The sequence below is a fragment of the Corynebacterium sp. NML140438 genome (assembly GCF_001875725.1).
In the GTDB taxonomy this organism is placed as follows: Bacteria; Actinomycetota; Actinomycetes; order Mycobacteriales; family Mycobacteriaceae; genus Corynebacterium.
Genome location: NZ_MLCQ01000006.1, coordinates 1 through 23026 on the forward strand (window position 1 = coordinate 1; position 23026 = coordinate 23026).

Genomic DNA, 23026 nt, shown 5'->3' on the forward strand with positions numbered 1-23026 from the left:
TCGACAACAATGGTGGTATCCAATCAATGTCCAGGAGAGGTAATTGTTATGACAATGCCGTGATGGAAAACTTCTTTGGCCATTTGAAAGCCGAGATGTATCACGGCGAGAAGTTCGGGTCTGTCAAGGAATTTACCGCTGCGGTAGACGCGTACATCGACTGGTACAACGCGGAAAGACTCCAGCTGGGACTTGATGGTTGCACCCCGATGAAATACCGGGATAAGGCCTTTAAGGCGTTAGCCGGGTAGGATTACCCCTAGTCTAACTTTCGGGGGCAAGTTCATTCCCAACGCGGGGAACTATTTTAAACCACGACCCCGGCCACCAGCGGAAACACCGCCGACCCACCCCGGAATCGGCGGGAACCCCCAAATAGTTCCCCGAAGACCGCCGTTGCGATGCTGGCGCGAGCCGACGGCCTAAAAACTAGCGTGGCAGGAACTGTCCCAAGTTGAAGTTGGAGGACATCTGCTGCAGCTGTGGCGGAATGGAGACCTGGGAGCTGCCGAAGAGCTTGGACCAGTCCTGGACCGGATCCGGCTTCACGATGCCGCACTCCAGCGCGCGGTCCGCAACTGCCTGGACGGTGCTGCCGGACATGACGCGGAGGGCGATAGAGTCGCCGATCTTGCCGTTGAGGTTGTTGACCAGCTGCTGGCGGGTGGTGTCCTTGCCTGCGACACCGGTGCCGTTGAGGGTGACACGCAGGGTGCTGCAGTTCATGGTTTTGACATTGCCGTTGACCAGCTGCAGGAGCGAAGTCGCATCCTGTGCTTGTGCTGCTGGTGCGACAAGGCCTGCCAGGCCGGTCAGAGCTGCGATGCCTACGGTTGCGATGCGGGTGGAAAGATGCATGGGGTGCTCACTTTCAGGTTGTGAATAGTAATTGAGTATGGAACGGATTACACCATACCTGTTACTGGTGTGACGCAAGTGAAAATTGGGGATTACGGGGGTAGTGTAGGATCTTCTGCCATGACGTTTTCTGGCCGTCCCGGCAGGCGTGCGCGCGGGTGTGGGTGTGTGGCGCTGCTTGTCGTTGTCGGCGCGGTGGTGATGGTTGTCGCGTTGGTGGCCTTCCTGCTCAGCGTGCTCGGCGGCCCGGAGCAGTTCGCGCAGCGCGAACCAGTCCCGGAAGACGTACCCCCGGCGGCAGCCGCAGCCCCACCGGAAATTAATGTCCACGCGCCCGGCCGAACCGCCAACGAACTCCACGCCTGGGCTGCCCCCATCGCGGAGGAAATCGGGGTGGACCCGCAGGCGGTGCGCGCCTACGGTAACGCCGCGCTGATCGCGGCGGAGGCCTGGCCGGCCTGCAACCTGCAGTGGAACACGCTCGCCGGTATCGGGTGGGTGGAGACCCGGCACGGCACCTATACGGGCAAGAAGTTTGACGCCGGCCGCCTCGATGGGAGTGGGGTGGCGCAGCCGCCGATCGTCGGCCCGGCGCTCGACGGTACGGGCAACTTCGCGCTCATTACGGACACGGATGGTGGCACCCTCGACGGCGATACCGAGTTCGACCGCGCGGTGGGGCCGATGCAGTTCATTCCAGGTTCGTGGGCGATCTACGGCCGCGACGCGGACGGCGACGGGGTGGCAAACCCCCAGCAAATTGACGACGCCGCCCTGAGCGCAGCAAACCTCCTTTGTGCGAACGGGCGTGACTTGTCTACGGCGGAGGGGTGGTCGGACGCAGTACTGACGTATAACCGCTCGCGCGAGTACCTTCACAACGTCCGGGATGCCGCCGCGAACTACGCGCTCACCCAGCGCGCATCCCGGTAGTTCGACGCGCAACGCTGAAAAGCCACAAAAGTGGGCGAAACCGGGCATGGGTAAACAGTTTGACCAAGATCACATTTCGAATGGTGTGACCTTAAATGGCGTGGTTGTGGCCCTGTCGTTGCATGGAAACACAGGCAAAGCGCGAGTGTGATGAACACCAACAAGCATTTTTTGGCGCGATCTGGAACAATCGGTAACGGAAATTTGGTTTGGCCAATCTCAAGGAGATGAACTGTAGTGGCTGATATTATGCACGTCTTTGCTCGTGAAATTCTGGACTCTCGCGGTAACCCAACCGTTGAGGCTGAGGTTTTCCTCGACGATGGTGCACACGGTATCGCGGGTGTTCCTTCCGGTGCGTCCACTGGCGCACACGAGGCGCACGAGCTGCGTGACGGTGGCGATCGCTACGGCGGCAAGGGTGTCCAGAAGGCTGTCAAGAACGTCAACGAGGAAATCGCTGACGCACTGGCTGGTATCGAGGCTGACGATCAGCGTCTGCTCGACAAGGCAATGATTGAGCTCGACGGTACGGACAACAAGTCCCGCCTCGGCGCGAACGCAATCCTGGGCGTGTCCATTGCTGCTGCGAAGGCTGCTGCTGAGTCCGCTGGTCTGCCGCTGTACCGCTACATCGGTGGCCCGAACGCTCACATCCTGCCTGTTCCGATGATGAACATCGTCAACGGTGGCGAGCACGCTGACTCCGGCGTTGACGTCCAGGAGTTCATGATTGCTCCGCTGAGCGCTGAGTCCTTCGCTGAGGCTCTGCGCATGGGTGCTGAGGTCTACCACTCCCTGAAGTCCGTCATTAACGCAAAGGGCCTGTCCACCGGCCTTGGCGACGAGGGCGGCTTCGCTCCTTCCGTCGACTCCACCCGTGCAGCGCTCGACCTGATTGTCGAGGCAATCGAGAAGGCTGGCTTCAAGCCTGGCGAGGACGTTGCACTTGCTCTGGACGTTGCTTCCTCTGAGTTCTTCGAGGACGGCGTGTACAAGTTTGAGGGCGGCGAGCACACCGCTGAGGAGATGGCAAAGGTTTACGAGGAGCTCATCGCCGAGTACCCAATCGTCTCCATCGAGGACCCACTGCAGGAAGACGACTGGGAGGGCTACGCAAACCTGACCAAGACCATTGGTGACAAGGTCCAGATTGTTGGCGACGACTTCTTCGTCACCAACCCTGAGCGCCTCGCACGCGGCATCAAGGAGAACGCTGCGAACGCGCTGCTGGTGAAGGTCAACCAGATCGGTACCCTGACCGAGACCTTCGACGCTGTCGACATGGCTCACCGCGCTGGCTACCGCACCATGATGTCCCACCGCTCCGGCGAGACCGAGGACACCACCATTGCGGATCTTGCAGTGGCTCTGGGCTGCGGCCAGATCAAGACTGGTGCACCGGCTCGTTCCGAGCGCGTTGCGAAGTACAACCAGCTGCTGCGCATCGAGGAAGAGCTCGGCGACGCCGCTGTCTACGCTGGTCGTTCCGCATTCCCACGCTTCAAGTAATCGCTTGAATCGTACGCACCCCCTGCCAATCGCGCGCTCGCGCGTGGCAGGGGGTGTCGTGTTTTTCGCTGCTGTACACTAATGGGCACTATGAGCACCGGCACGCCCCAAGAGAAGCACCCAGCGAAGCGCCGCAGGAAGCGGTTGGCTCGCACCGTGCCCGTGGCGTCCCGCGAGCAGCGCAAGCAGCAGCTCGCCGAGCAGAAGGCAAACAGGGAGTCGCGCTTCGCTGCCCCCAACTTAGCGACGCTCGCCCTGCTCATCATCGTCCTCATCGCCGTACTCGTGGCAGTAGCAGCCCCACTCCGCAACTTCTACGAGGGTCGCAACGAGATCGCACGCGCCCAGGCACGCATCGAGTACTTGGAGCGCCGCCAGGCGGACCTCGAGCGCGAGATCGCGAAGTACGAGGACCCCGAGTACCTCAACGAGGTTGCCCGTCGGCGCCTCGGCGTGATGGAACCGGGCGAGTCTGCCTGGCGAGTAATCGACCCCCGCATGACCCACGGCACCACGATCACCTCCGACGATACCCCCGACGACCGCGGCTGGGCCGTGTTCCTCTGGGACTCGCTGCGCGAGGTCCCCGATGACGTGCCCGCCGAGGAGGCTCCGGAGGCCCCGGAGACCTCAGAAGCCCCCGCTCCCGCTCCCGCCGAGGCTCCCGAAGCCCCCGCGGCTCCTGCCGAAGCGCCCGCGGCACAGTAGTCCGAGCCTAGAAGGTAGCAACAGGATTACTGCAATCCACTTTTCCCCTTCGCCCTTTTCGGGGAATACTCCAATCCTTTTACTCCCATTTGGAAAACCAACAGGCGCCAGCTCCATGCCGGCCCTCGCGGCGCTCCCATCGACCGATTAATAGCGTGGGATTAAAGGAGTGGGATGCTGGTCGCCGAAAATCGCCAAGCCTTGCCTAAATAGCGCGACCTGCATCGAACGACATCTATCGCACGCTTTTAACGCTCGCACCGGATCAACTCCCACCTGAGAACACCCGCCCTAAGCAGCAGCCCATTGACCAGCAGTGGCTGGTTGATTACCTCACGCTCCCGAAGAAAAAGAAGCGTTCGAAGGTCACGGAGTTCTTTGGTTGGGTCTTTGGGTTTTAAGGTTTAACGACGCAACCCAAGGTATTCTCAAATCTGTTGCGCTGTTTGCATTACCAACGTTGAAAGGAGGGAAGCGATGGGGACTTTGCGTATTGATATTGAGCCGTCCGTATTGGACTGGGCACTGCGACGTACAGGACTCAGTGACGAAAAACTCCGTGCCACGTTTCCCAAGGTAAACGACTGGCGCGCAGGGGGAGGAGCGTCCGACGCTCAACCAAGCCAAGGAACTAGCGAAGAAAGCGCGAATCCCATTTGGGCGGCTCCTTCTACAAGCGCCTTCCGGAGAAGAGACCGATCTACCTGATTTCCGTACTGTCAAAAATGAGCGGCTCGACGGGTTGAGCCCGGATTTGCAGGAAGTTATTCGTGCTGCTGAGGGGCGTTTGGGGTGGTACACGGATTACGCGGAAGAAGTTGGAATTCCCGGTCCTGAAATCCTGCGTTCTGTCCAAGTTTCCACGAATCCCAGCTTGGCTGCTCATCAGGCTCGCATCGCACTGGGGCTTGACGAGACTTCTCCCATCGCTGGACCAGAAAGAGTTACGACACTAACGCACCATATGGAAGATACAGGGATTCTAGTATCCCGAAATTCCATTGTTGGAAACTCTACCCAACGTCATCTCCGCGTTGATGAGTTCCGTGGCTTCACCCTGATTGACGGGGACTACTGCCTGGTGTTTGTGAACACGCGTCATGCCAAAACTGCGCAGCTCTTTAGCCTCGCCCACGAGTTGGGACATGTCGCTTTGGGGATGGCAGGCATTTCTGACCACAGCGACCACCTGCAAGTCGAGCGCTGGTGCAACGAGTTTGCTGCAGCATTTCTCGTTCCAGAGGCAGCAGTGAAGGAACGGTTCAACAAGAAGCGTTCTTTGCTCGATAACGTCGATACTCTGGCAAGCGCATTTGGTATCAGCAGGGAAGCAGCACTCTTGCGTTTGAAAAGCATCTTCCGAATCGAGCAACAAGAGTTTGACGAAGTAATGCGGTTGGTCCGGGGTCAGAAGGAAAGGAGAGCCACACAGGAGGGCAGCGGTGGTTCTTCGTTCCATGTCCTCGTTCGGTCGAGGGTAGGCGAGCGGTTCTTTGAAGCGGTCACCTTTGCTGCAAAATCTGGACAAATACCTGAGCGGGATGCTGCACGGCTCCTTGGTGCTTCCTCGTACAAGTCATTTGAGAACCTGGTGAGGAAAAGCCATTGGGCTAGCAGGGAGGCAGAGTACTTAGGAAGCAAATTTCAGCTGATCGGGGATTAGGTTTTAGAAAGCGCAGGCAGGACAGGGTGCGCAGCGAAACCAAAGGGATCGATATTAGAACGTCTTTGCGCATCGATTCGAGTAAACTTTGGTGATATGTGTATCGATGAAGGAAACGAGCAGACAATTACCCGCTTGCTGGATAAGAGTGAGGAGGCGTTTGTTCTTGCTGTCGAACTGTACAATCGACCGAGCTTAAAATACGGTGCGGAAAGTTGTTCGATTTTGTTGTGCAATGCTTGGGAGCTGATGCTGAAAGCTCACATGATCAGAAAGTGGGGCATTGATTCAATTTACTTCAAAGATGATCCTAGTAGGACTCTTGCTCTTTCCGATTGTTTGAAGAGGGTTTTTACGAATGAGAAGGATCCTCTTCGGGTAAACATGAAGAATGTGATGGAGTTTCGTAATACGAACACGCACTTCATTACAGACGAGTACGACTTGTTTTATGGGCCCTTCTTGCAGTCGTGCGTGGAAAACTATGCGGACAAGCTTTGGGAATTGCATAACCGTTCGGTAAGCGAGCTCATCCCAGACAATCGGTTGGCCTTGGCAATGAGAAGAGGTGCAATCGTTCCTGACGTTATTCGGACAAAGTATGACGCTGCAGTTGCGCAGGAACTACTTGCCCGGCGGAAAGATGTTGCGGATGCTATCGGGGCTGAAGGAAATCAGAGGATCGCGGCGACTTACGAGACCTCGTTGAGGCTGGTTAAAAAGAAGAATGATGCAGATTTGAATGTTTACATTCAAAACGGATCGGAGCATGGCATCGCCATTGTCAAGGATGTGAAAGATGCCGTTAGCTTTTATCCTTATACTGCTGGTAACGCGACTAAAAAGATCGATTCTTTGTTAAAGAAAAGAGGCATTACTTTTTGCTTCAATGGTTCAGTGAAAGAGAAGTTTACTACGTATGCTTTCCAACTCTTTACCAAAGCGTACGAGATGAAAGGCGATGAGCGCTTCTCCTACGACCGTAAGACTGCGGGAGAGAAAACGAGCAATTGGATATATTCCGAGGCAGCAGTCGAATTTATCGCGCATCAAGTTGAAAAAGACCCTGGTCACTGTCTTGATCAGTTAAGAAGGAAAATTAATACAAAATAATTGAGCAGCAAATCGCCTTCGAAAAGTAAAACACCAACCCTTGGAGCAAAGGAATTCTCAGGTCGTTTGACCCTACTCCCATTCGGGAACCCAGCTGTATCCTTCTCGGGTTGGTGCTGTGATACACATTCTACGCAACCTTAGTCAGTTAGGCAATGCCCCCATGACTGATTGTGCAAGAAGCAGCTGAAGCCTCAACCCATCCCACCGCACCGTTCCACTCCGCTCGCCCCGTGTGGAACAATGTTGCTCATGCAACCGACTCAAGAGGATCTCAATATCATTCAGGAGCAGCTCGGCCGTGCGCCCCGCGGTGTGCTGGAAATTTCCTACCACACGCCCGACGGCCAGCCTGCGGTGGTCAAGACTGCACCCAAGCTTGACGACGGCACTCCGTTCCCCACGCTCTACTACCTGACGGACCGCCGCCTCACCGCAGAGGCTTCGCGTTTGGAGGGCGCTCAGGTGATGAAGTGGATGGAGGCCCGCCTGGCTGAGGACGAGGACCTGCAGAAGGATTACCGCCGCGCCCACGAGTACTTTTTAGCGAAGCGCAACGAGATTGAGGACCTGGGTACGGACTTCTCTGGCGGCGGCATGCCGGATCGGGTGAAGTGCTTGCACGTGCTGATTGCCTACGCGCTTGCGGAGGGCCCGGAGCACTTCCGTTTCGGTACCGAGGCTGTGGCGCTCGCTGCCGAGCACGGCAATCTGCGCGGCAGCGCAATCCCTGCCGACTGGCCGACGCTCGACGCCCTCGGCATAACGCTCGCTGAGGCGGGGGAGCACCTCGCATGAGCCAGCCACTAACGCTTGCCGCGGTTGACTGTGGCACGAACTCCATCCGCCTCCTAATCACCCGTTTCGACCCCGCAACGAACACGTTCGAGGAGGTCTGCCGCGAGAACATCATCGTGCGTTTGGGTCAGGGCGTGGACGAGACAGGCGCGTTGAACCCGGAGGCGATTGAACGTACCCGCAAGGCGCTCGCTACCTACACTGAGCGCATGCTTGCCGAGGGCGTCCAGCGCGTGCGCATGGTCGCCACCTCCGCGACCCGCGACGCCTCCAACCGCGATGTGTTCTTCGACATGACCCGCGAGCTACTCAGCCAGATCCAGCCCGGCGCACAGGCTGAGGTGATTACAGGGGATGAGGAAGCCCAGCTTTCTTTCATCGGCGCCACGATGGATCTTCCCGCCGACGACGGCCCCTTCTGCGTCATCGACTTAGGCGGTGGCTCGACCGAGTTCGTTGTGGGCAACGGCGACACTATCGAGGGCCGCCTCTCCACCCAGATGGGGTGCGTGCGCCTTACGGAGCGTTTCCTACGCTCGGATCCACCAGCGCCCGAGGAGCTGCGCGCAGCCCGTGACTACGCGCGCGAGCAAGTTCAGCACGCTGCAGCGGTAGTCAACATGGCGAAGGCCCGCACGGTGGTCGGCTGCGCCGGCACCTTTACGACGCTCTCCGCGCTCACCCAGCGTCTTCCCGAGTACGACCCAACCCGCATCCACCTCTCACGCCTCTCCTTCGAGGGCCTGCGGGCCACCATCGCGGAGATCCAGTCGCTGAGCGTGCAGGAGCGCAAAGACCACCCGGTGATCCACCCCGGGCGTGCCGACGTCATCCCCGCCGGCGCCGCCGTCGTCGAGGAAATATTAAAAGCCGCCGAGGACCTCACTGGTTGTGACTCGATTGTGATCAGTGAGAAAGACATCCTTGACGGCATCGTGGCCTCGTTGGCGAATTAGTTCTCGTCGGGCTCCAGGATCTGGTTTTGATCCCCCCGCTTACCGCGCAAGTCTTTGATTTCGCGCATGCGGGGTTCCGGATCGATCTTTTTCGCGATGGCCTTGCGGGTGGACGTGACCACTTGTTTGGCCACCGGCGAGTTCACTGCTTTCTGCGTGGCGTTGACAATCTGGTGATAGCGCTTGCGCCCGGCTTTCGTGCCGAACACGTACCCGGCGGCTGCTCCGACAACGAATTGAATCATGGGTGCCATAGTACATTTTTCAAAAGCCACAGTGGTGAGAGCCGGGGATTAATGGCCTGAGTCTGTAATCTGCACTAGATTTAAAGGCGTTCTTGTAACTGCGAACCACATTGAGGAAGCTGTGTCTGAAGCAAAGCCCAAAGTAATGACGATCTACGGGACTCGCCCTGAAGCGATCAAGGTAGCCCCGGTAGTCAAAGCGTTCGAAGCTGATGACCGCTTCCAATCTGTAGTGGTGTCTACTGGTCAGCATAAGGAAATGCTAGAACAGGTGAACAAGCGTTTTGGTATCGAGCCAGACCATGATTTGGGCCTTATGAAGCCAGGACAGTCGCTCAACGAACTTGTATCCCGCGCGATGCAGGGGCTCGACGCAGTCATCGAACAAGAGCAACCAGATGTCATCGTTTCTCAGGGCGATACATCTACTGCGATGACAGCCGCATTGGCTGGATTCCATCGTGGCGTAAAGATCGTGCACTTAGAAGCAGGCCTTCGAACCGGCAATATTTTCTCGCCATTCCCAGAGGAAGCGAACCGCAAGATTATTGGTCAAGTAGCGAGTTTGCACTTGGCGCCAACCGAGGAATCTCGTGAAAACCTGCGCCGGGAGAACTTCCGAACGAAGGACATTGTTGTTACAGGCAACACCGTCATCGATGCCTTGCTTGTTGCATCAAGCTGGGACGTAAGCTTTGACGACGCCCGCCTCCAGCAGCTCACCGATACTCATCAAAAAGTAGTCCTGGTGACTACCCACCGCCGTGAAAACCTGGAAGCAATGAAAGAAATCGGCGGCGCGGTGCGAGATCTGGCGTCTGAATACAAGGACCATGTCTTCACGCTGCCGTTGCACCTGAACCCGAAGGTTCGCAATGCCGTGCTGCCGCTTGTCGAAGATCTGCCAAATGTGATTATCACAGATCCACTCCCGTACGATCAGTTCACTGCGTTGCTGAACCGCGCCTACCTGGTGCTGACCGATTCCGGCGGAGTTCAAGAGGAAGCGCCTTCGCTGGGGAAGCCAGTCCTGGTCATGCGTGAGAATACGGAACGCCCCGAGGCAGTAGTTGCAGGTACCGTCAAGCTTGTGGGAACTGACCGCAAGCGGATTGTCGCAGAGGCAAAAAACTTGCTTGATCAGCCCGCTGCCTATGACGCGATGGCGAACGCCGTGAATCCGTACGGCGACGGACACGCTGCCAAACGCGCGGTAGCGGCGATTGCGGAGCTAGTTGGCGTTGGTGAACGAATCGCGGAGTTTACCGCCGGACACTGATCGATGCCTACAGTTCTGGCAATTGGTTGAATTCGGGGTCGCGCATAAGGGTTGGCCAGTCTTCCCGCAACGCTACTGCATATTTGAGGATCGCAGATTGAAAAAATGCAGGTGGCGCGGCGTGTCCCTTTCCCCAGTCACCAAAAAGAAAAGCCCAGTCGTGCCCAATGCCAGTTTCAAACTTTGAATACCATGGATCAAAGTGGTTGCTGCGGTGAAATTCGTCGTCAGTATTCTGGACGTAGAGAACATGATTCTCAAAGGGTGCATCGTAGAGTTGCACCATATTTGTGTGTGCGTCTTTAGGCGAAGGGAAACCACTTGGCCAACATTTTTCAGTGAAAGTCACAACTTTGTCAGCGTGATATTTTTGAATGTCAGTCTGAGGGTTTACTGCGATGGCCAGAGACCCTGGGTTTTGGTGTGAATAATATAACGAAGCAAACCCTCCTGCTGAGCAGCCATAGAAAATTAACGACGTTGCTCCGATGCTGGAGCGGATATGCTCAAAAATATCCTGGAAGTCACGTTGACGCGGTCCAGTTTTGCAGCCTGCATACCAACCAATTGGTGCCCCGAGATCGAGAACTGGTTCCGATACAAAAAGTACTGAAGAATCGAGGTCCTCGGCAAGGTGTTGGCCGACGAATAAGGGGAGTGTGACTTGAGCGGGATCTGCTGCCGCGTGGAAAATGACGGTCAGTGTTGGGGAGTCTCGATGAACCAGGAGTAAGTCGAGGGAGGTTTCTTGAAATTTAATCGTCATAATACCGGCTGATACAGGACTATCAAGAAACGAACCGAGACCGTCATGAGGCCACAATTTGCCATGTGAGAGGTTGGTGTATCTCTCCCAATCGCGCTCGGAAGTCCGATTAGTGGACAAATTTCCTCCTAAATTGATGCGGTATGGATGACACGACAATACCGTTACTGCGAGCTCAACGCGCAATGATGCTACTCAAATATATTGTGGGGAAGGGCTAAGATAGCCCACATGGGTCCTATCTTCATCGGCCATACGAGATATAGTCTCTTTGTTCCACGATCAGCAGCTTGGCGGGCAAGCGCTAACGAGAGCGTGTCTGGGGAGAGTAGGCCAGAGAGCTCAACGGAAAGATACAAAAAGTATCTTTATGAGGAAGAGCGTCTTGATTTTCGTGACTATGTATTTACTAATTTGACCGTGCCAGCCTTGGCTAGCGCTGCAGATGGATACAACGTAGTTCATTTTGTTACTTTCTCGGAGTCACTGCCCGAGAAATATAAGATGTCATTGCGTCGAACTGCGCAACGGTTTCCAGTTTTGAAGCTGCTTGAGCTTCCAGACGGGATAAGCGGAGGCGCACAAATAGATTCATATATCAGGAAGAATGTATCAGGGGTCTTCGGCAAATACCGCCTAGATGATGATGATGTGCTGGGGCAGAAATACTTCACTGCAATGGCGCGCTATGTGGATGAACGCTTTGTTGGCACAGCCGTTAGCCTTCCACTAGGTATTGAAGCTGTTTGGGATGGTAACGGATATTTTAATTTTCGTGAGGCTCATGTGCCGATGAACTCAATGGGACTCCTTTATGTTTGTGAGCATAAGGGAGACGGGACGATCATCACACCGAGGACTGGTGCACATGATAAATCGGACCGTTACGCCCCCGTAATACTGGACGCCCGTCAAATTGGGTACCTGCGTACAAATCATTCAGGACAAGATAACCTTCTACGTCACAAGGGGGCGTCTGTCCTCCCGGTATTGCTGCATAACATGGACAAGTTTCCAGCTCTTGCGACTCCGGATGTAATCGAGGAGAGCTTTCCAGCAGTCAGTAGCATAATTCTTGGCAAGGACTCTACTGTTAAACGATCGATTGATGGGGAACTAAAGAACGGGATACAAATCCAGCTTGAAAATGGGTCGGCAGGAATAACAGTATTGATGGAAGGAACTGCTCCCGAAAAGCTGGAGCAGAACTCAGTGATTTTGGCGATGGATATTCTGGCCAACAACGGTAGACGAGTGAGTAAATTGGTGTCCGTAATTGGTGTCGGCACGTCGCCTAACCGCGCAATTGGACACTTTCGCTATATTGACATTGCACCAGGTAGTTTTCGAGCGATGGTTAGCGTGTACTTGCCTGATGGCATGATGGTGTCAAAAGCAAGGATTCTCCCCTTGACCGATATTGCGAAAGGGGTTGTGGTTACGTCTGTTTCGTGTACACATAATGCGGAGAGCGTCTCAGTAACTGAAATCGATTCAGTTGGCTCCTTGGAAGAGAACCGATTTTCGAACACGATTCAGCGTTGGGGGCTTAGCATTGGTCGGCGTGTGTTGCCTGGAATAAAGATGGTCATGTGGCGCATTCTTGGGCAAGAACGCACTGATTCCATCATCAGAAGTGTTGTTGCTAGAATCTGTTGAGATGTCTTCGCCGCGAATGGATCTTGCAATTAATGGATTGCCGTTAGTGGTACCTGGCGCCAGCAATGTGTTGTAGGGAGGTAACGTAAAGATTGAAAGTTCTTGTGCTCTCTCAATACTGGCACCCGGAGAATGGCGTACCGCAACGTCGATGGGAATGGCTTACTAAGATTCTCATTGAAGCGGGGCATGAGGTGGTCGTCGTTGCTCCGCCACCACACTACAAGCGTAAGGTGTCCATACGTCACTGGTTTGAAGAGCGGGGATATAGAACATCATTTCGCCACTCTATCGGCCCCAATGGCGAGACGGTCCTTCGGAGCGGTTTTTTCCCCTCTGGACGTTCGATGACCCGTAAGATTTTTAATCAAGCTTGGACAGCGCTAACGATGACTGGAGGGATCATTCGAAAGCAGGGCATGCTTCGCTCGTACCAGCCAGACTTGGTGATTGGTACGGTGCCGGCACTGCCCACCGCAGCTGTAACTTATTTGGCGGCATCGCGTTTTAACGTGCCGTATGTGATCGATTTGCGGGACGCATGGCCTTCTCTTTTTCGTGAAAGTGCTGAATGGAATACTGGTACTGGAAAACCATCATTAAGAGAACGGGTTTTTTCGAGAGGTCCATTTCAACTATTAGTTTTTATTACAGAACGTACTCTTGAATTTGTGCTCCGGCGAGGCTCGGGGATTATTACCACTTCGGAGCGTTTGACTCAAACACTAATGAAGGAACTCTCCTCACCGATTACGACCGTTCGCAATGTTTTCCCGCCAGCGATGAAAACAGCAAACCTGAATCAATCTTCAGCAGGTGCCCCTGGTCGACACTTGAATGTGCTTTATGCTGGCACCTTGGGGCGAGCTCAAAAGCTCGAGAACGCACTCCGTGCAGCGGCCATCGCGGAGAAGGAAGACGTGCACATTGAACTAAAGTTCATCGGGGAGGGAGCTACCTGGGATAACCTGCGGGACGTGGCTCAGACCCTTGGAGTTCATCTTGAGCTAGAGCACCAGAAGTCACTTGAAGAGCTAGATTACTACTATCAATGGGCCGATACGGCGCTGGTCCATCTGACTGACTGGGAATCTCTCCGTTCAGCCATTCCCTCTAAAACGTATGAGTTAATGGAGAATAAGATACATATCAGTGGCGTTGTTCAAGGGGAGCCTGCGACGCTGATACAAGAATTTGAGGCAGGCGACGTAATTCCGCCGAATGACCCCGAAGCTCTTGCTCGCTTGTGGGTAAAACTAGCCCAAGACCGGTCATTACTAGATATCGGTGATAGAGCTCAACTGTGGGTACGTGATCAACGAGAAGGAGTTGCCCCTCGCTGCTTTTTAACACTCTTGGAGCAGATTGCCGGATCCAATGAAGATTAGATCTTTAGATTTTTGTAACAGCATCGAAGCGGACAATTGTGGGCAAACGCTAGTGATAGTCGAGTCCTTAGAAGATGCACTCGACCTGTCTATGTTGGGTCACGGGACTACTATCACAGAATCCTTGGAGGATGATAACTTTGCAGGTTTTGCTAGTTTCGCTCGGATTGTTGTCATCAATCAAAACTCCGCATATATGAAAAGCCTCGCGGATCAACTTGTTGCACTGTCAATTGAGTGCTTCGAGGTCTGGACGGAAAAGAAACGTTTCTACTTGCTTTCTGATGTCTTCGAGGTATCCGATGAATGGGCAGTAACCGGAATGCACAAGGATGAGCAATATCTACAACTAATCCTATCGCGAAGTAAAGAGGGGGACCGGGGAAGTGGAGACATAAGAGCTTTGCTTGCCCAGATCAACGAAGACACCGAAATCGAAAACAGGCCTGTGCACCGAACAATTCCCGAAAACACTTTGGGCGACGGATGGGCTCTTCGCGAATTGATACTGACCAATATGATTAAACGTGCGAAGCCACTAAAACGAGTCCTTCCCGCATGGACAGTTCGATTGGCATATAAAGCACTTCGAAGGATCCGATGAGTACGTTGCGCACTGGGGTGAGCGTGATCATCCCAACACACAGCGGTGTCGAAAGACTTCCGAGCTTAATAGAAAGTTTACAGTCACAGACACTCGATACCTCATTGTGGGAGGTTATCTTCGTACACAATGGTGAGGATGACGGCTCTTTGCAGCTGCTACATGAATGGCAGCGGACAACTGAAATAAGCTCAAGAGTATTTCATGTTCCGAATGCTGGAGCAAGTATTGCACGAAACGTTGGACTTGCCACAGCGCGTCATTCTTACATCACATTTGTAGACGATGATGACGATCTGCAGGTTGAGTTTCTTCAAGCTGGTTTGGATGTTGCGGATGCTACAACGATCGGGCTTTTGCCGATCCGCGATCAAAGTCAATCTGTCGGGGCGGATCTGGGTGAGTCGATCCCGGGATCGTTGTACCTACGTATCGCTGCGTTGAGGGGCAAAAAGGTCCCTCTATCAACCGTTCCCTGGGCTTTGGGTTTTAATGCTTGTAAGTTTGTTCCCGCGAAGTACTTACAGGACTATCGTTATGATCAGTCATTGCAGTCGGGTGAGGACGTTGCATTCTTTGCACAATTGATCCAACACCCAGAGCTCCATATTGCTGTTCCCCAACTGCTAGATGACACCGCATATATACGACGTCTGAGATCAGGATCCGTCTCGCGGAAGCGCAAAGTTTTGACTTCTCGGTAGCACAACGGCTCGACGTTATAGCGTCCTTGCGGAGCTTGAAAGTGACCGGTTTGCAGAAGGATGCAGTCGAATCCCTCGTTAAGGCACAGTTCGGTTTTACTGTAAGCCATCTGAAGAACTATCCGAATGATTACGAGCTAGCTGCTGGGGCCGCTTTAGGAAGAGGGTTGTGTGAACTTCCTTGGGCAGAAGTTAACAAACATCAATCCAGAAGCCTGGTTTTCTCCTTTTGTTTCCCTCCATACGCAGATCCTGCAGCTAACGTCGTGGCTAAACGGATTGCAGAAAGAAAAGACTTTGTCGATGTAATTAGCGCGGATATGACTCCTGTCAGAGAACTGGATCCAACAAGTTCGGCCCTCGTGGAACCGTGGGTTGTGAGACATGTTGAGGTTGATGAATACCCGTCCTTTGCATCCTGGGACCATATAGCTAAGTTTGCGTTGAAAGCCGTCCGCAGTGCCAAGGGTTCTTACAAATCCTTGTATTCACGTGCGTTATGGAGTGGATCTCATGTTGCTGGTTGCTTGTACAAGCTAAAACATCCGCATGTCTACTGGGAAGCAGAATTTTCTGATCCGTTGTGTTTTGACTCATCTGGCAACCGTCGCGTAGGTGAGATAACGAGGGATGGGGTAACTGCTAAGCTCCGCCGAGCGATTAAGAAAGCGAGATGGGAAGAAGTCCGTCTGGATTCGCATTTTGCCTTTACCGAGCTCGCGACATTTTTATTGGCTGATAAGTTAAGCTTTAGTAACGAGAACCAGCTCAACGAGGTACTAAAGACTTACCCTGAGGCATTGCAACAATTAGTTCGTGATAAGTCAATTATTGCCCCTCAACCTGTGCCACCGCCAGCTGCATACGATGCGATGCCGGTTGCGATGCAGATACGCAAAGACACACTTAACATTGGATATTTCGGCAGCTTTTATGCAAATCGAGGCCTGGATGATTTAATTACGGTCGCCAGTTCTGAGCGGGTTCGTACTCAGGATGTAACCCTTCACTTGTTTACGAAAAACGCTGAAGAGGTGCGCAATAACTTAGCAACAACTGGCGTCGGGATATACGTACAAGTGTACGAAGCGTTGCCTTATCTAGAATTCCTGAACGCCGCAAGGCAATGTGACGTTTTACTTGTCGCGGATGCTGATACGAAGAACTCTGAGTTTTCGCAGAACCCCTATTTACCTTCAAAACTTTCCGATTACAGTGGTGCCGGGGTGCCTGTTTGGGCAATTGTGGAGCCGGGATCACCGCTCGATCGAGCCGATACTCAGTACAAATCCATCTTGGGTGACCAAGTTGGAGCTGAGCGCGAGCTCTTGCGTATGATGAGTTCGATTCCAGAGGAGAAGACTCAAGATCATGGAAGATGAACAAGTGCAAATGGCGAACAATGAGCCCCCAGTCATAAAGATCTCAGCGGAGGGGTTGCACCCTCTACAGGCGAGGCCTTCCTTTTTTCAATACTGCCGAGAGATATGGGACCGGCGGCACTTCATTGTTACTGACGCTCGATTCAAGGCACTGCGAACTACGAAAGACTATCGCCTCTGGAGACTGTGGTTGATACTTCAACCAATAATGGATGTTGCTTTTTATGGTCTTCTGTTTGGTTTTATCCTTAAGACTTCGCGCGGGATAGATAACTTTGTGGGATTCCTGATTATGGGAGTCATCTTCATGAAGATTCCGGTTGCAATGATGACGCAGGGAACTCTGCTCATCCGAACTTCCCGGGGAATGATACAAACTTTCCAGTTCCCGCGAGCGACACTGGTGTTCTCGAACAGTGTGAGACATCTTATCGATAACGCTCTGCCCGCTATCATAGCGATTGTGGTTTCGTTGTTGTTTCAGCTTAACGAGCCGTTACACCCTCAGATTTTGTTAGTTTTTCCCCTTTACTTAATGATTCACATTTTTGGCTGCGGGGTAATGCTTTTCACGGCGAGACTTACCGCTGAGATTCCAGATACACGTGTCCTATTTAACTTTGTTGGGCAGGCGTGGTTCTTTCTTTCGGGCGTAATGTTTTCAATTGATCGGTTTGTGGACCACCAGTTACTACATCGTGTCATGAGCATTAATCCGGGCTACCAATTCTTGGAGGCTATTCGCGGAAGCGTACTCTACGGCGTCAGCCCTTCTGGAAGCGATTGGCTGACGCTGCTTGGATGGACCTTTGGCGCTTTTATTGTTGGGCTAGTATATTTTTGGCAGGCGGAGGAAAAATATGTCCGACTCACATAAAGAAGCCAATAGACCAATAGTACAAAACGGACAGACGGAACAACAGATGGATGTTGCGTCGCCTACAGTTGTTGTTGATAACGTTTTCAAGAGCTACCTTATCGGCCGGGGGCAATCTGAAGATTTTCGCAGGGGCCTTAATTGGGGTGCGAGAACTCGCGTAGATGCTCTTCAAGGAGTTTCTTTGGTGGCGAGATCCGGTGAGTCAATTGGAGTCATCGGATTAAACGGTTCTGGTAAGTCTACTCTTTTGCGTCTCATATCCGGTGGAGAAGCACCTACCTCAGGTTTGATTCGAGTGAGTTCAAAACCAACACTGCTGGGTGTGTCTCCTGCGCTACAGGGAGACTTAACAGGTGAACAAAACATTCGCCTCGGATGTCTTGCACTCGGTATGCAACCAGAGCAAGCACGAGACCAGGTAGAAAAAATAGCTAATTGGACCGAGCTCGGTAGTGCCATAAGTCGGCCAATGATGACTTATTCTTCTGGAATGAGTGCGAGACTGAGTTTCGCGATATCAACAGCCATCAAGCCGGAAATTTTATTAATCGATGAAGCATTGTCCACAGGTGATGCAGCCTTTGCTGCTAAGGCTCAGGAACGAATTGAAGGAGTCATCTCTAATGCAGGCAATTTGTTTCTAGTATCACACGCGATTTCAACTGTTGAACAGCTTTGTCAGCGGTGTGTGTGGATTCATCAAGGAAAAGTAGTCGCAGACGGACCTACAGATTTGGTGGCACCTCAATACCATGAGTGGGCCCGCAGGATGGGGAAGGACGACAAGGGCCCAGCCATGGAGTATCTCCGGGAATTGACTGCCAGCTATCATAAACCCACTATTATTATTGAAGGCGCTGGTGGCTAGTGCACAGAAAATCTTAGTAAACAAAGCATTTTGAAGCTGTACACCGACCTTTGAAAATTAAAAAATTAGTTAACCTGAATAGGGGAGTCATGCGTAAGCCGAAATTGTTTGTAGCCACGGGCGTATTGGTGGTCATCACCGCGGTGCTAATTTCGATAGCGCTACTTGGATTCTTAGTTACAGGTCAGGCCTGGTTGTTGTATGGGCTTGTAGTAGTAGCGTGTGCAGTCCTCTGCGCTTTCGTTTTGATCACAATGATTCGTTGGGAACGTCAAAACCAGCGAGTTAACAGGGCAATTAGTGACCTCAGGCGTAAGCAGGTGAACGGTGAAGAGATCGTGGGGGCTTTGGCTCAGCATTCGGATCAGTTAGTTGCTCGGATCGAACGCGTTCATGAAACGAAAAACAACATTCCGCAAGTGCTAGAGGTGTCCGAAAAACAAGCTGAGAAGGGTGCCCCACGAGTAGGTAACACTTTTGAAATTTTACGGCAAACGCCTTCACGGTCGGTTAGGGAATCGAAGGTAGACCTCGACATCGCCATCGACTCGTATTTTGCGCCATTTGAGACAGTTAAGCTCAGTAAATCTCCATTAACCATCGATGTACCGTTGGAATATAAAGATACAGTTGAATGCTTTGTCACCCTGTATTCCCGCGACTTCGAATCCAGTCCAAAGGCGGCAATTATAACGGCAACCGTTTTCAACGATAAGGGGCAGAAGCTAGATTATAGCTGCCTTCCGAGTCATTCTGATGCCTACGGTTGCTTCCAATACCTCAAGGTCGATGGTCTGACAACGGTCAACACGGTTACCGTTTCTGTCCCAAGGCAGGCTAGGAAGCTAAGGCTATCTCTATATAGTTGGTCCATTGCCCCAGAGCTGCAAAATGGCCTCAAAGTCATTACTCGTGGGGTGAATCGTGAAAGCCTAAGCGGGCGCAAGCCCCGCGAAATCAAAGTTGCGGCGATTTTGGATGAGTTTTCATACAACTCTTTCAAGTTTGAGTGTGACATGATCGCCCTGTCATACAAAGAGTGGAAAAAGGAGCTGGAGCGCTTCCAGCCGGACTTGTTCCTATGTGAATCTGCCTGGAGTGGCGCAGATTCCAAAACACGTCCCTGGAAAGGCCGCGTTTACAGCTCAGAAAACTTTAGTTCAGAAAACCGTGGCGAGCTTCTAAAAATACTTGATTATTGTAAAGAGCAGGGTATTCCTACAGTATTTTGGAATAAGGAGGACCCGTCTCACTACGACGACAAAAAGCACAACTTTGTCGATACTGCACTCAAGTTTGATCATATTTTCACTACAGATGAGAATTGTGTGGCTCGCTACAAATCTGAGTATGGCCATCCAAGCGTGAATGCTTTGCCGTTTGCGGTTCAACCCAGGCTCTTTAATCCCATAGTAGAGTCCCGCAGGACTAATGCGGCTATTTTTGCTGGTGGATGGTATTCCAATCATGAAAAACGAAGCCAGCAAATGGAAGAAATTTTTGATTCTATTGAAGCTTCTGGTATCGATCTCAAGATTTACGACCGCTTTTATGGATCCGATGACGAGAGTCACCGTTACCCTAAGCGATTTGTGCCATTACTCAACCCATCGGTCCCGGGGGAAGATATGGGCAACGTGTATAAAGAATCTACCTTGGGGGTGACGATCAACACCGTCACTGAAAGCCCAACCATGTTTGCTCGTCGGATCTTCGAATTAATGGCCTGCAATACGTTTGTTCTTTCAAATTATTCTGAAGGCGTGCATTCTTTCTTTGGTGACAACGTTCTTTATCTGGACAAAGAGCCCGATGGACTTTTGCGATTGACCGATGAAAAACGGGATAAAGCGCGTGCAAAGAATCTGCATCTAGTCCTGGCAGAGCACACATACAGAAAACGATTTAAGAGAATTCTTGAAGTCAGCGGAATTGCGCATGCTGATTTCGACGAAGACTATCCGCTAGTTGTCCGAGTATCTTCTTTCAAATCAGCGGAAAGCGCTTTTAAGCGTCTCCGAAATATGGGGGAGTGGTCTGGCGTAAAGGTGATTCTTCTAGATTCGGCCGTTTCAGATCTCGAGTATGCGACTGCATTAACCGACTTTAACCGAGACGGCGTACGCCTTGTATACTCGCCACTTATACTCGACGGGAGCACGGAGCTCAGTGAGATCTTCTGTGGCAATGAGATTGCTCTATTAACGCAATGGGAAGCGCTGGAGAATAAAGAGCTCAAATATGAGATGTTCGCTGACCAGCGTTTGCATGCTCAATACGTCGACGTGCCAATTGTCATCAGTGAAGACAGTGAAAAATTTAGCCAAGCTGAAAAATATACGTTTAGTAAACGAAGCTCGTTTGCGACGGGCTTTGTTAAACCTAATAATCTGAAAGACCTGCTGCGGCATCTTTCTACCAGCACCCCAGCCACTGTGTACAACGTTTAGAGGAGTTAATCTTGCCACTGCTTTCGGTTATCATCCCAAGTTTTAACGTCTCAGGGAAGATCGCGCGCTGCTTCACATCACTTGATCGTTTGTATCAGCGAATTCCGCAGATCGAAGTTATCTTCGTCGATGATTGCTCGACAGATGACACGTTCGGGAAAGTAAAGGAGTTCGCGAGTGGTCGTGAGTGGGTTAAAGTAGCTCGTTTAGAGAGTAATACTGGTACCCCGTCGGTGCCTCGTAACGTTGGCCTAGAAATGGCTACAGGAAAGTATATTTTTCACCTGGATCCCGACGATGAGATTCTTCCCGAGGGGATCGCTGCTGAGATTGAACTTGCAGAGTCGACCGGGGCTGATTTTGTTCGCGCACCATTAATCCGAGACAACGGGCGTGAAACCGTTGTGATGAATCGCATCACTGGTTGGGATGCGATCGACGACCCGCATGAGAGAATTGCGAAGATCGTCCGTGAGCACAGTACGACAGTCTGTTCACTCTATCGGCGTGATTTTCTTCTCGAGCATGAGTTTCAGTGGCCCGAGGACTTGCGCTTAGCGGAAGATGCAATTTATCTTTATCGAGCACTGAGTCTTGGTCATGTCGAGTATTCTGATGTACCTGACTTTGTGTATCACGTGTCGTTGAAGTCCGGGAATGCTTCGAGCACGCAACAGTATCAAGACCGAGAGTTGTCTAACCACTTGCGCGCCTGGAGAAGGTCTAACGAAATTTTAAAGAAACTGGGCATCGACTACTTCGCTCTCAGAGGACAGGTCGCGGTGTCCGCAGCTATCCAGAACATGATTCGGTTTAATAAGGGCGGATTCTCTCGTTCCGGTTTTAATGAACTGCGAAGGTTTTTCCTGAGTAATAAAAAGACCGTGGAATCATTTACTTACGGTCCTCGATTTACTGAGGTCTGTAAATTCATCCTCGAAGGCGACTACGACAAGTTCCTTGAGAGTATCAAGATTCGATTGTTAATCGCGGGTCCAGACCTCCGGTTTATCCTGCCATCCGTGCCTGTTCTGTCACAGTATTACCAAGTGCGTGTCGATGAATGGGCGGGGCATGAGGCCCATGATGAATCTCAGAGTAAGAGGTTGCTTGATTGGGCCGACGCGATTCACTGTGAGTGGCTACTGGGCAACGCCGTGTGGTACTCGCAGAATAAGCGTCCAAGGCAGTCGCTAACGATTCGTCTCCATCGATTTGAAACTTCGAAAAACTACGGAAACCTTCTTAACAGGGAGAATGTTGACAGAATCATAACAATAGCCCCTGCTATGTTTGAGGAGACTCAGAGAGTATTCGGGTTCGAGCGTGAGAAAGTGGCCTATGTTCCAAACTATATCGAATCCGAAAAATACAAAAGGGTAGAAGAGCCAGAGAAGGTTTTCAACCTAGTAATGGTCGGCAGTATCCCGATCCGAAAAGGCTACCGGCGTGCGCTCGAACTATTGAATTCGCTTCACAGCATTGATAGCCGATACAACCTCACGGTATACGGCAAACGTCCTGACGAGCTTGGTTGGGTATATAATAACCCGACTGAGCGGGAATACTTTGCCGAGTGCGAACGCTTTATTCGCATGAATGGTCTAAGCTCTGCTGTTCGCTTTCGGGGTTGGGTCGATACCAAAACCGAGCTGGCAGACAAGGGGTTTGTGCTCTCGATGAGCGATGCAGAGGGATCGCATGTAGCTGCGGCAGAAGGTTTTGCGGCGGGAAACATAACTCTGCTGCGTCCTTGGTCCGGAGCGGAATTCATGTACCCAAAGAAGTATATCTTCGAGGACATACTGGAAATGCGTGACTTTGTGCTGGACTGTAGGGACTTTGAGTACTTTGAGGAACAGGCGCTTGAGGGGCGCAAGTTTGTAGAGGAGCTATACGCGATGGAACGATTTCTTCGGCTATATGGCGAAACTGTTCCTGTGCCTTACAGTGTACCGTAGGCTACCGGTTAGCTTTACGGATTGTGCAGTTCGCAAGCGCTGTTGCGATGACCTATGGGAGAAGAGTCTGAAACCGCGTATTATCTCACCCAGCCCTTGAATGCAGGGTAGTAAAAGAAGCGGAACTAAACCCAGGACGCTTCATTTCTACGTTTATGCAATGGAATAGTCATCCGGTTATTCCACCGCCGTGGACGTCCAAAGGGCCACTAAACATCGTGTCCAAAAACATCCTGGACTCCGTGTCCAAAAAGTCCCTAGACATCACAGGAAGGATCCAACTTGTGGCTAACTTCGAA

Annotated in this window: 21 protein-coding genes; 18 read left to right on the forward strand and 3 right to left on the reverse strand. The window is 52.3% G+C overall.

The features are described from left to right. Nucleotides 1-251: IS3 family transposase (locus tag BJP08_RS01030; protein ID WP_143109966.1), on the forward strand; the 251-nt coding region annotated here is incomplete at its 5' end. 178 nt (nt 252-429) lie between these two features. Here BJP08_RS01030 and BJP08_RS01035 read toward each other — a convergent pair. Further along, on the reverse strand, nt 430-858 hold the full coding sequence (locus BJP08_RS01035) for a hypothetical protein (RefSeq protein ID WP_071567844.1): 429 nt from the start codon (nt 856-858) through the stop codon (nt 430-432). Between the two features lie 120 nt (nt 859-978). On the opposite strand from BJP08_RS01035, the gene BJP08_RS01040 reads away from it, so the two are divergent. The 7 genes from BJP08_RS01040 to BJP08_RS01070 all read left to right on the forward strand — a co-directional run bounded on the left by BJP08_RS01040 (nt 979) and on the right by BJP08_RS01070 (nt 8541). Further along, nucleotides 979-1791, forward strand: a complete 813-nt coding sequence (locus BJP08_RS01040) for a lytic transglycosylase domain-containing protein (RefSeq protein WP_071567846.1) — start codon at nt 979-981, stop codon at nt 1789-1791. A gap of 237 nt (nt 1792-2028) precedes the next feature. Next, nucleotides 2029-3303, forward strand: a complete 1275-nt coding sequence (gene eno / locus BJP08_RS01045; RefSeq protein ID WP_071567848.1) for a phosphopyruvate hydratase — start codon at nt 2029-2031, stop codon at nt 3301-3303. Nucleotides 3304-3393: 90 nt separating this feature from the next. Further along, nucleotides 3394-4011 (forward strand): septum formation initiator family protein, encoded by a 618-nt coding sequence (locus BJP08_RS01050; RefSeq protein ID WP_071567849.1) that lies wholly within the window; start codon nt 3394-3396, stop codon nt 4009-4011. A gap of 754 nt (nt 4012-4765) precedes the next feature. Beyond that, nucleotides 4766-5674 carry an ImmA/IrrE family metallo-endopeptidase gene (locus BJP08_RS11145; RefSeq protein ID WP_255364713.1) on the forward strand — a complete coding sequence of 303 codons (909 nt, stop codon included), beginning with the start codon at nt 4766-4768 and terminating at the stop codon, nt 5672-5674. A 96-nt stretch (nt 5675-5770) separates the two neighbouring features. Further along, nucleotides 5771-6787 carry a DUF3644 domain-containing protein gene (locus BJP08_RS01060; protein ID WP_070362111.1) on the forward strand — a complete coding sequence of 339 codons (1017 nt, stop codon included), beginning with the start codon at nt 5771-5773 and terminating at the stop codon, nt 6785-6787. 252 nt (nt 6788-7039) lie between these two features. Next, a complete protein-coding gene (locus BJP08_RS01065; RefSeq protein WP_071567892.1) occupies nt 7040-7585 on the forward strand; it encodes a DUF501 domain-containing protein in 546 nt (181 codons plus the stop codon). After that, a complete protein-coding gene (locus BJP08_RS01070; protein ID WP_071567852.1) occupies nt 7582-8541 on the forward strand; it encodes a Ppx/GppA phosphatase family protein in 960 nt (319 codons plus the stop codon). The genes BJP08_RS01065 and BJP08_RS01070 overlap by 4 nt, the downstream gene beginning before the upstream one ends. On the opposite strand, the gene BJP08_RS01075 is transcribed toward BJP08_RS01070, so the two are convergent. Continuing rightward, nucleotides 8538-8786, reverse strand: a complete 249-nt coding sequence (locus tag BJP08_RS01075) for a hypothetical protein (RefSeq protein ID WP_071567854.1) — start codon at nt 8784-8786, stop codon at nt 8538-8540. The two genes, BJP08_RS01070 and BJP08_RS01075, sit on opposite strands and share 4 nt — an antisense overlap. 145 nt (nt 8787-8931) lie before the next feature. On the opposite strand from BJP08_RS01075, the gene wecB reads away from it, so the two are divergent. Continuing rightward, nucleotides 8932-10065: a non-hydrolyzing UDP-N-acetylglucosamine 2-epimerase gene (gene wecB / locus BJP08_RS01080; RefSeq protein ID WP_071567856.1), complete on the forward strand. Its 1134-nt coding sequence runs from the start codon at nt 8932-8934 to the stop codon at nt 10063-10065. Nucleotides 10066-10072: 7 nt separating this feature from the next. On the opposite strand, the gene BJP08_RS11290 is transcribed toward wecB, so the two are convergent. Next, nucleotides 10073-10831, reverse strand: coding sequence for a hypothetical protein (locus BJP08_RS11290; RefSeq protein ID WP_143109967.1), 759 nt, complete (start codon nt 10829-10831; stop codon nt 10073-10075). A 231-nt stretch (nt 10832-11062) separates the two neighbouring features. Between BJP08_RS11290 and BJP08_RS01090 the strand changes: the two genes are divergently transcribed. The 9 genes from BJP08_RS01090 to BJP08_RS01130 all read left to right on the forward strand — a co-directional run bounded on the left by BJP08_RS01090 (nt 11063) and on the right by BJP08_RS01130 (nt 22727). Then, nucleotides 11063-12490 (forward strand): glycosyltransferase, encoded by a 1428-nt coding sequence (locus BJP08_RS01090; RefSeq protein WP_083428329.1) that lies wholly within the window; start codon nt 11063-11065, stop codon nt 12488-12490. Nucleotides 12491-12582: 92 nt separating this feature from the next. Further along, nucleotides 12583-13878 (forward strand): glycosyltransferase family 4 protein, encoded by a 1296-nt coding sequence (locus BJP08_RS01095; RefSeq protein WP_071567862.1) that lies wholly within the window; start codon nt 12583-12585, stop codon nt 13876-13878. A 124-nt stretch (nt 13879-14002) separates the two neighbouring features. Beyond that, the gene (locus BJP08_RS01100; RefSeq protein ID WP_143109968.1) at nt 14003-14482 is read left to right on the forward strand and encodes a hypothetical protein; all 480 of its coding nucleotides are present in this window, start codon (nt 14003-14005) and stop codon (nt 14480-14482) included. Beyond that, nucleotides 14479-15186: a glycosyltransferase gene (locus tag BJP08_RS01105; protein ID WP_071567866.1), complete on the forward strand. Its 708-nt coding sequence runs from the start codon at nt 14479-14481 to the stop codon at nt 15184-15186. Before BJP08_RS01100 ends, BJP08_RS01105 begins: the two co-directional genes overlap by 4 nt. A gap of 41 nt (nt 15187-15227) precedes the next feature. Continuing rightward, on the forward strand, nt 15228-16568 hold the full coding sequence (locus BJP08_RS11295; protein WP_143109969.1) for a glycosyltransferase family 4 protein: 1341 nt from the start codon (nt 15228-15230) through the stop codon (nt 16566-16568). Continuing rightward, nucleotides 16558-17445, forward strand: coding sequence for an ABC transporter permease (locus BJP08_RS01115; RefSeq protein ID WP_071567870.1), 888 nt, complete (start codon nt 16558-16560; stop codon nt 17443-17445). The genes BJP08_RS11295 and BJP08_RS01115 overlap by 11 nt, the downstream gene beginning before the upstream one ends. After that, a complete protein-coding gene (locus tag BJP08_RS01120) occupies nt 17429-18316 on the forward strand; it encodes an ABC transporter ATP-binding protein (protein ID WP_083428330.1) in 888 nt (295 codons plus the stop codon). Before BJP08_RS01115 ends, BJP08_RS01120 begins: the two co-directional genes overlap by 17 nt. A gap of 89 nt (nt 18317-18405) precedes the next feature. Continuing rightward, nucleotides 18406-20766, forward strand: coding sequence for a glycosyltransferase (locus BJP08_RS01125; protein ID WP_071567874.1), 2361 nt, complete (start codon nt 18406-18408; stop codon nt 20764-20766). Nucleotides 20767-20777: 11 nt separating this feature from the next. After that, on the forward strand, nt 20778-22727 hold the full coding sequence (locus tag BJP08_RS01130) for a glycosyltransferase (protein WP_071567875.1): 1950 nt from the start codon (nt 20778-20780) through the stop codon (nt 22725-22727). Nucleotides 22728-23026 lie beyond the last annotated feature (299 nt).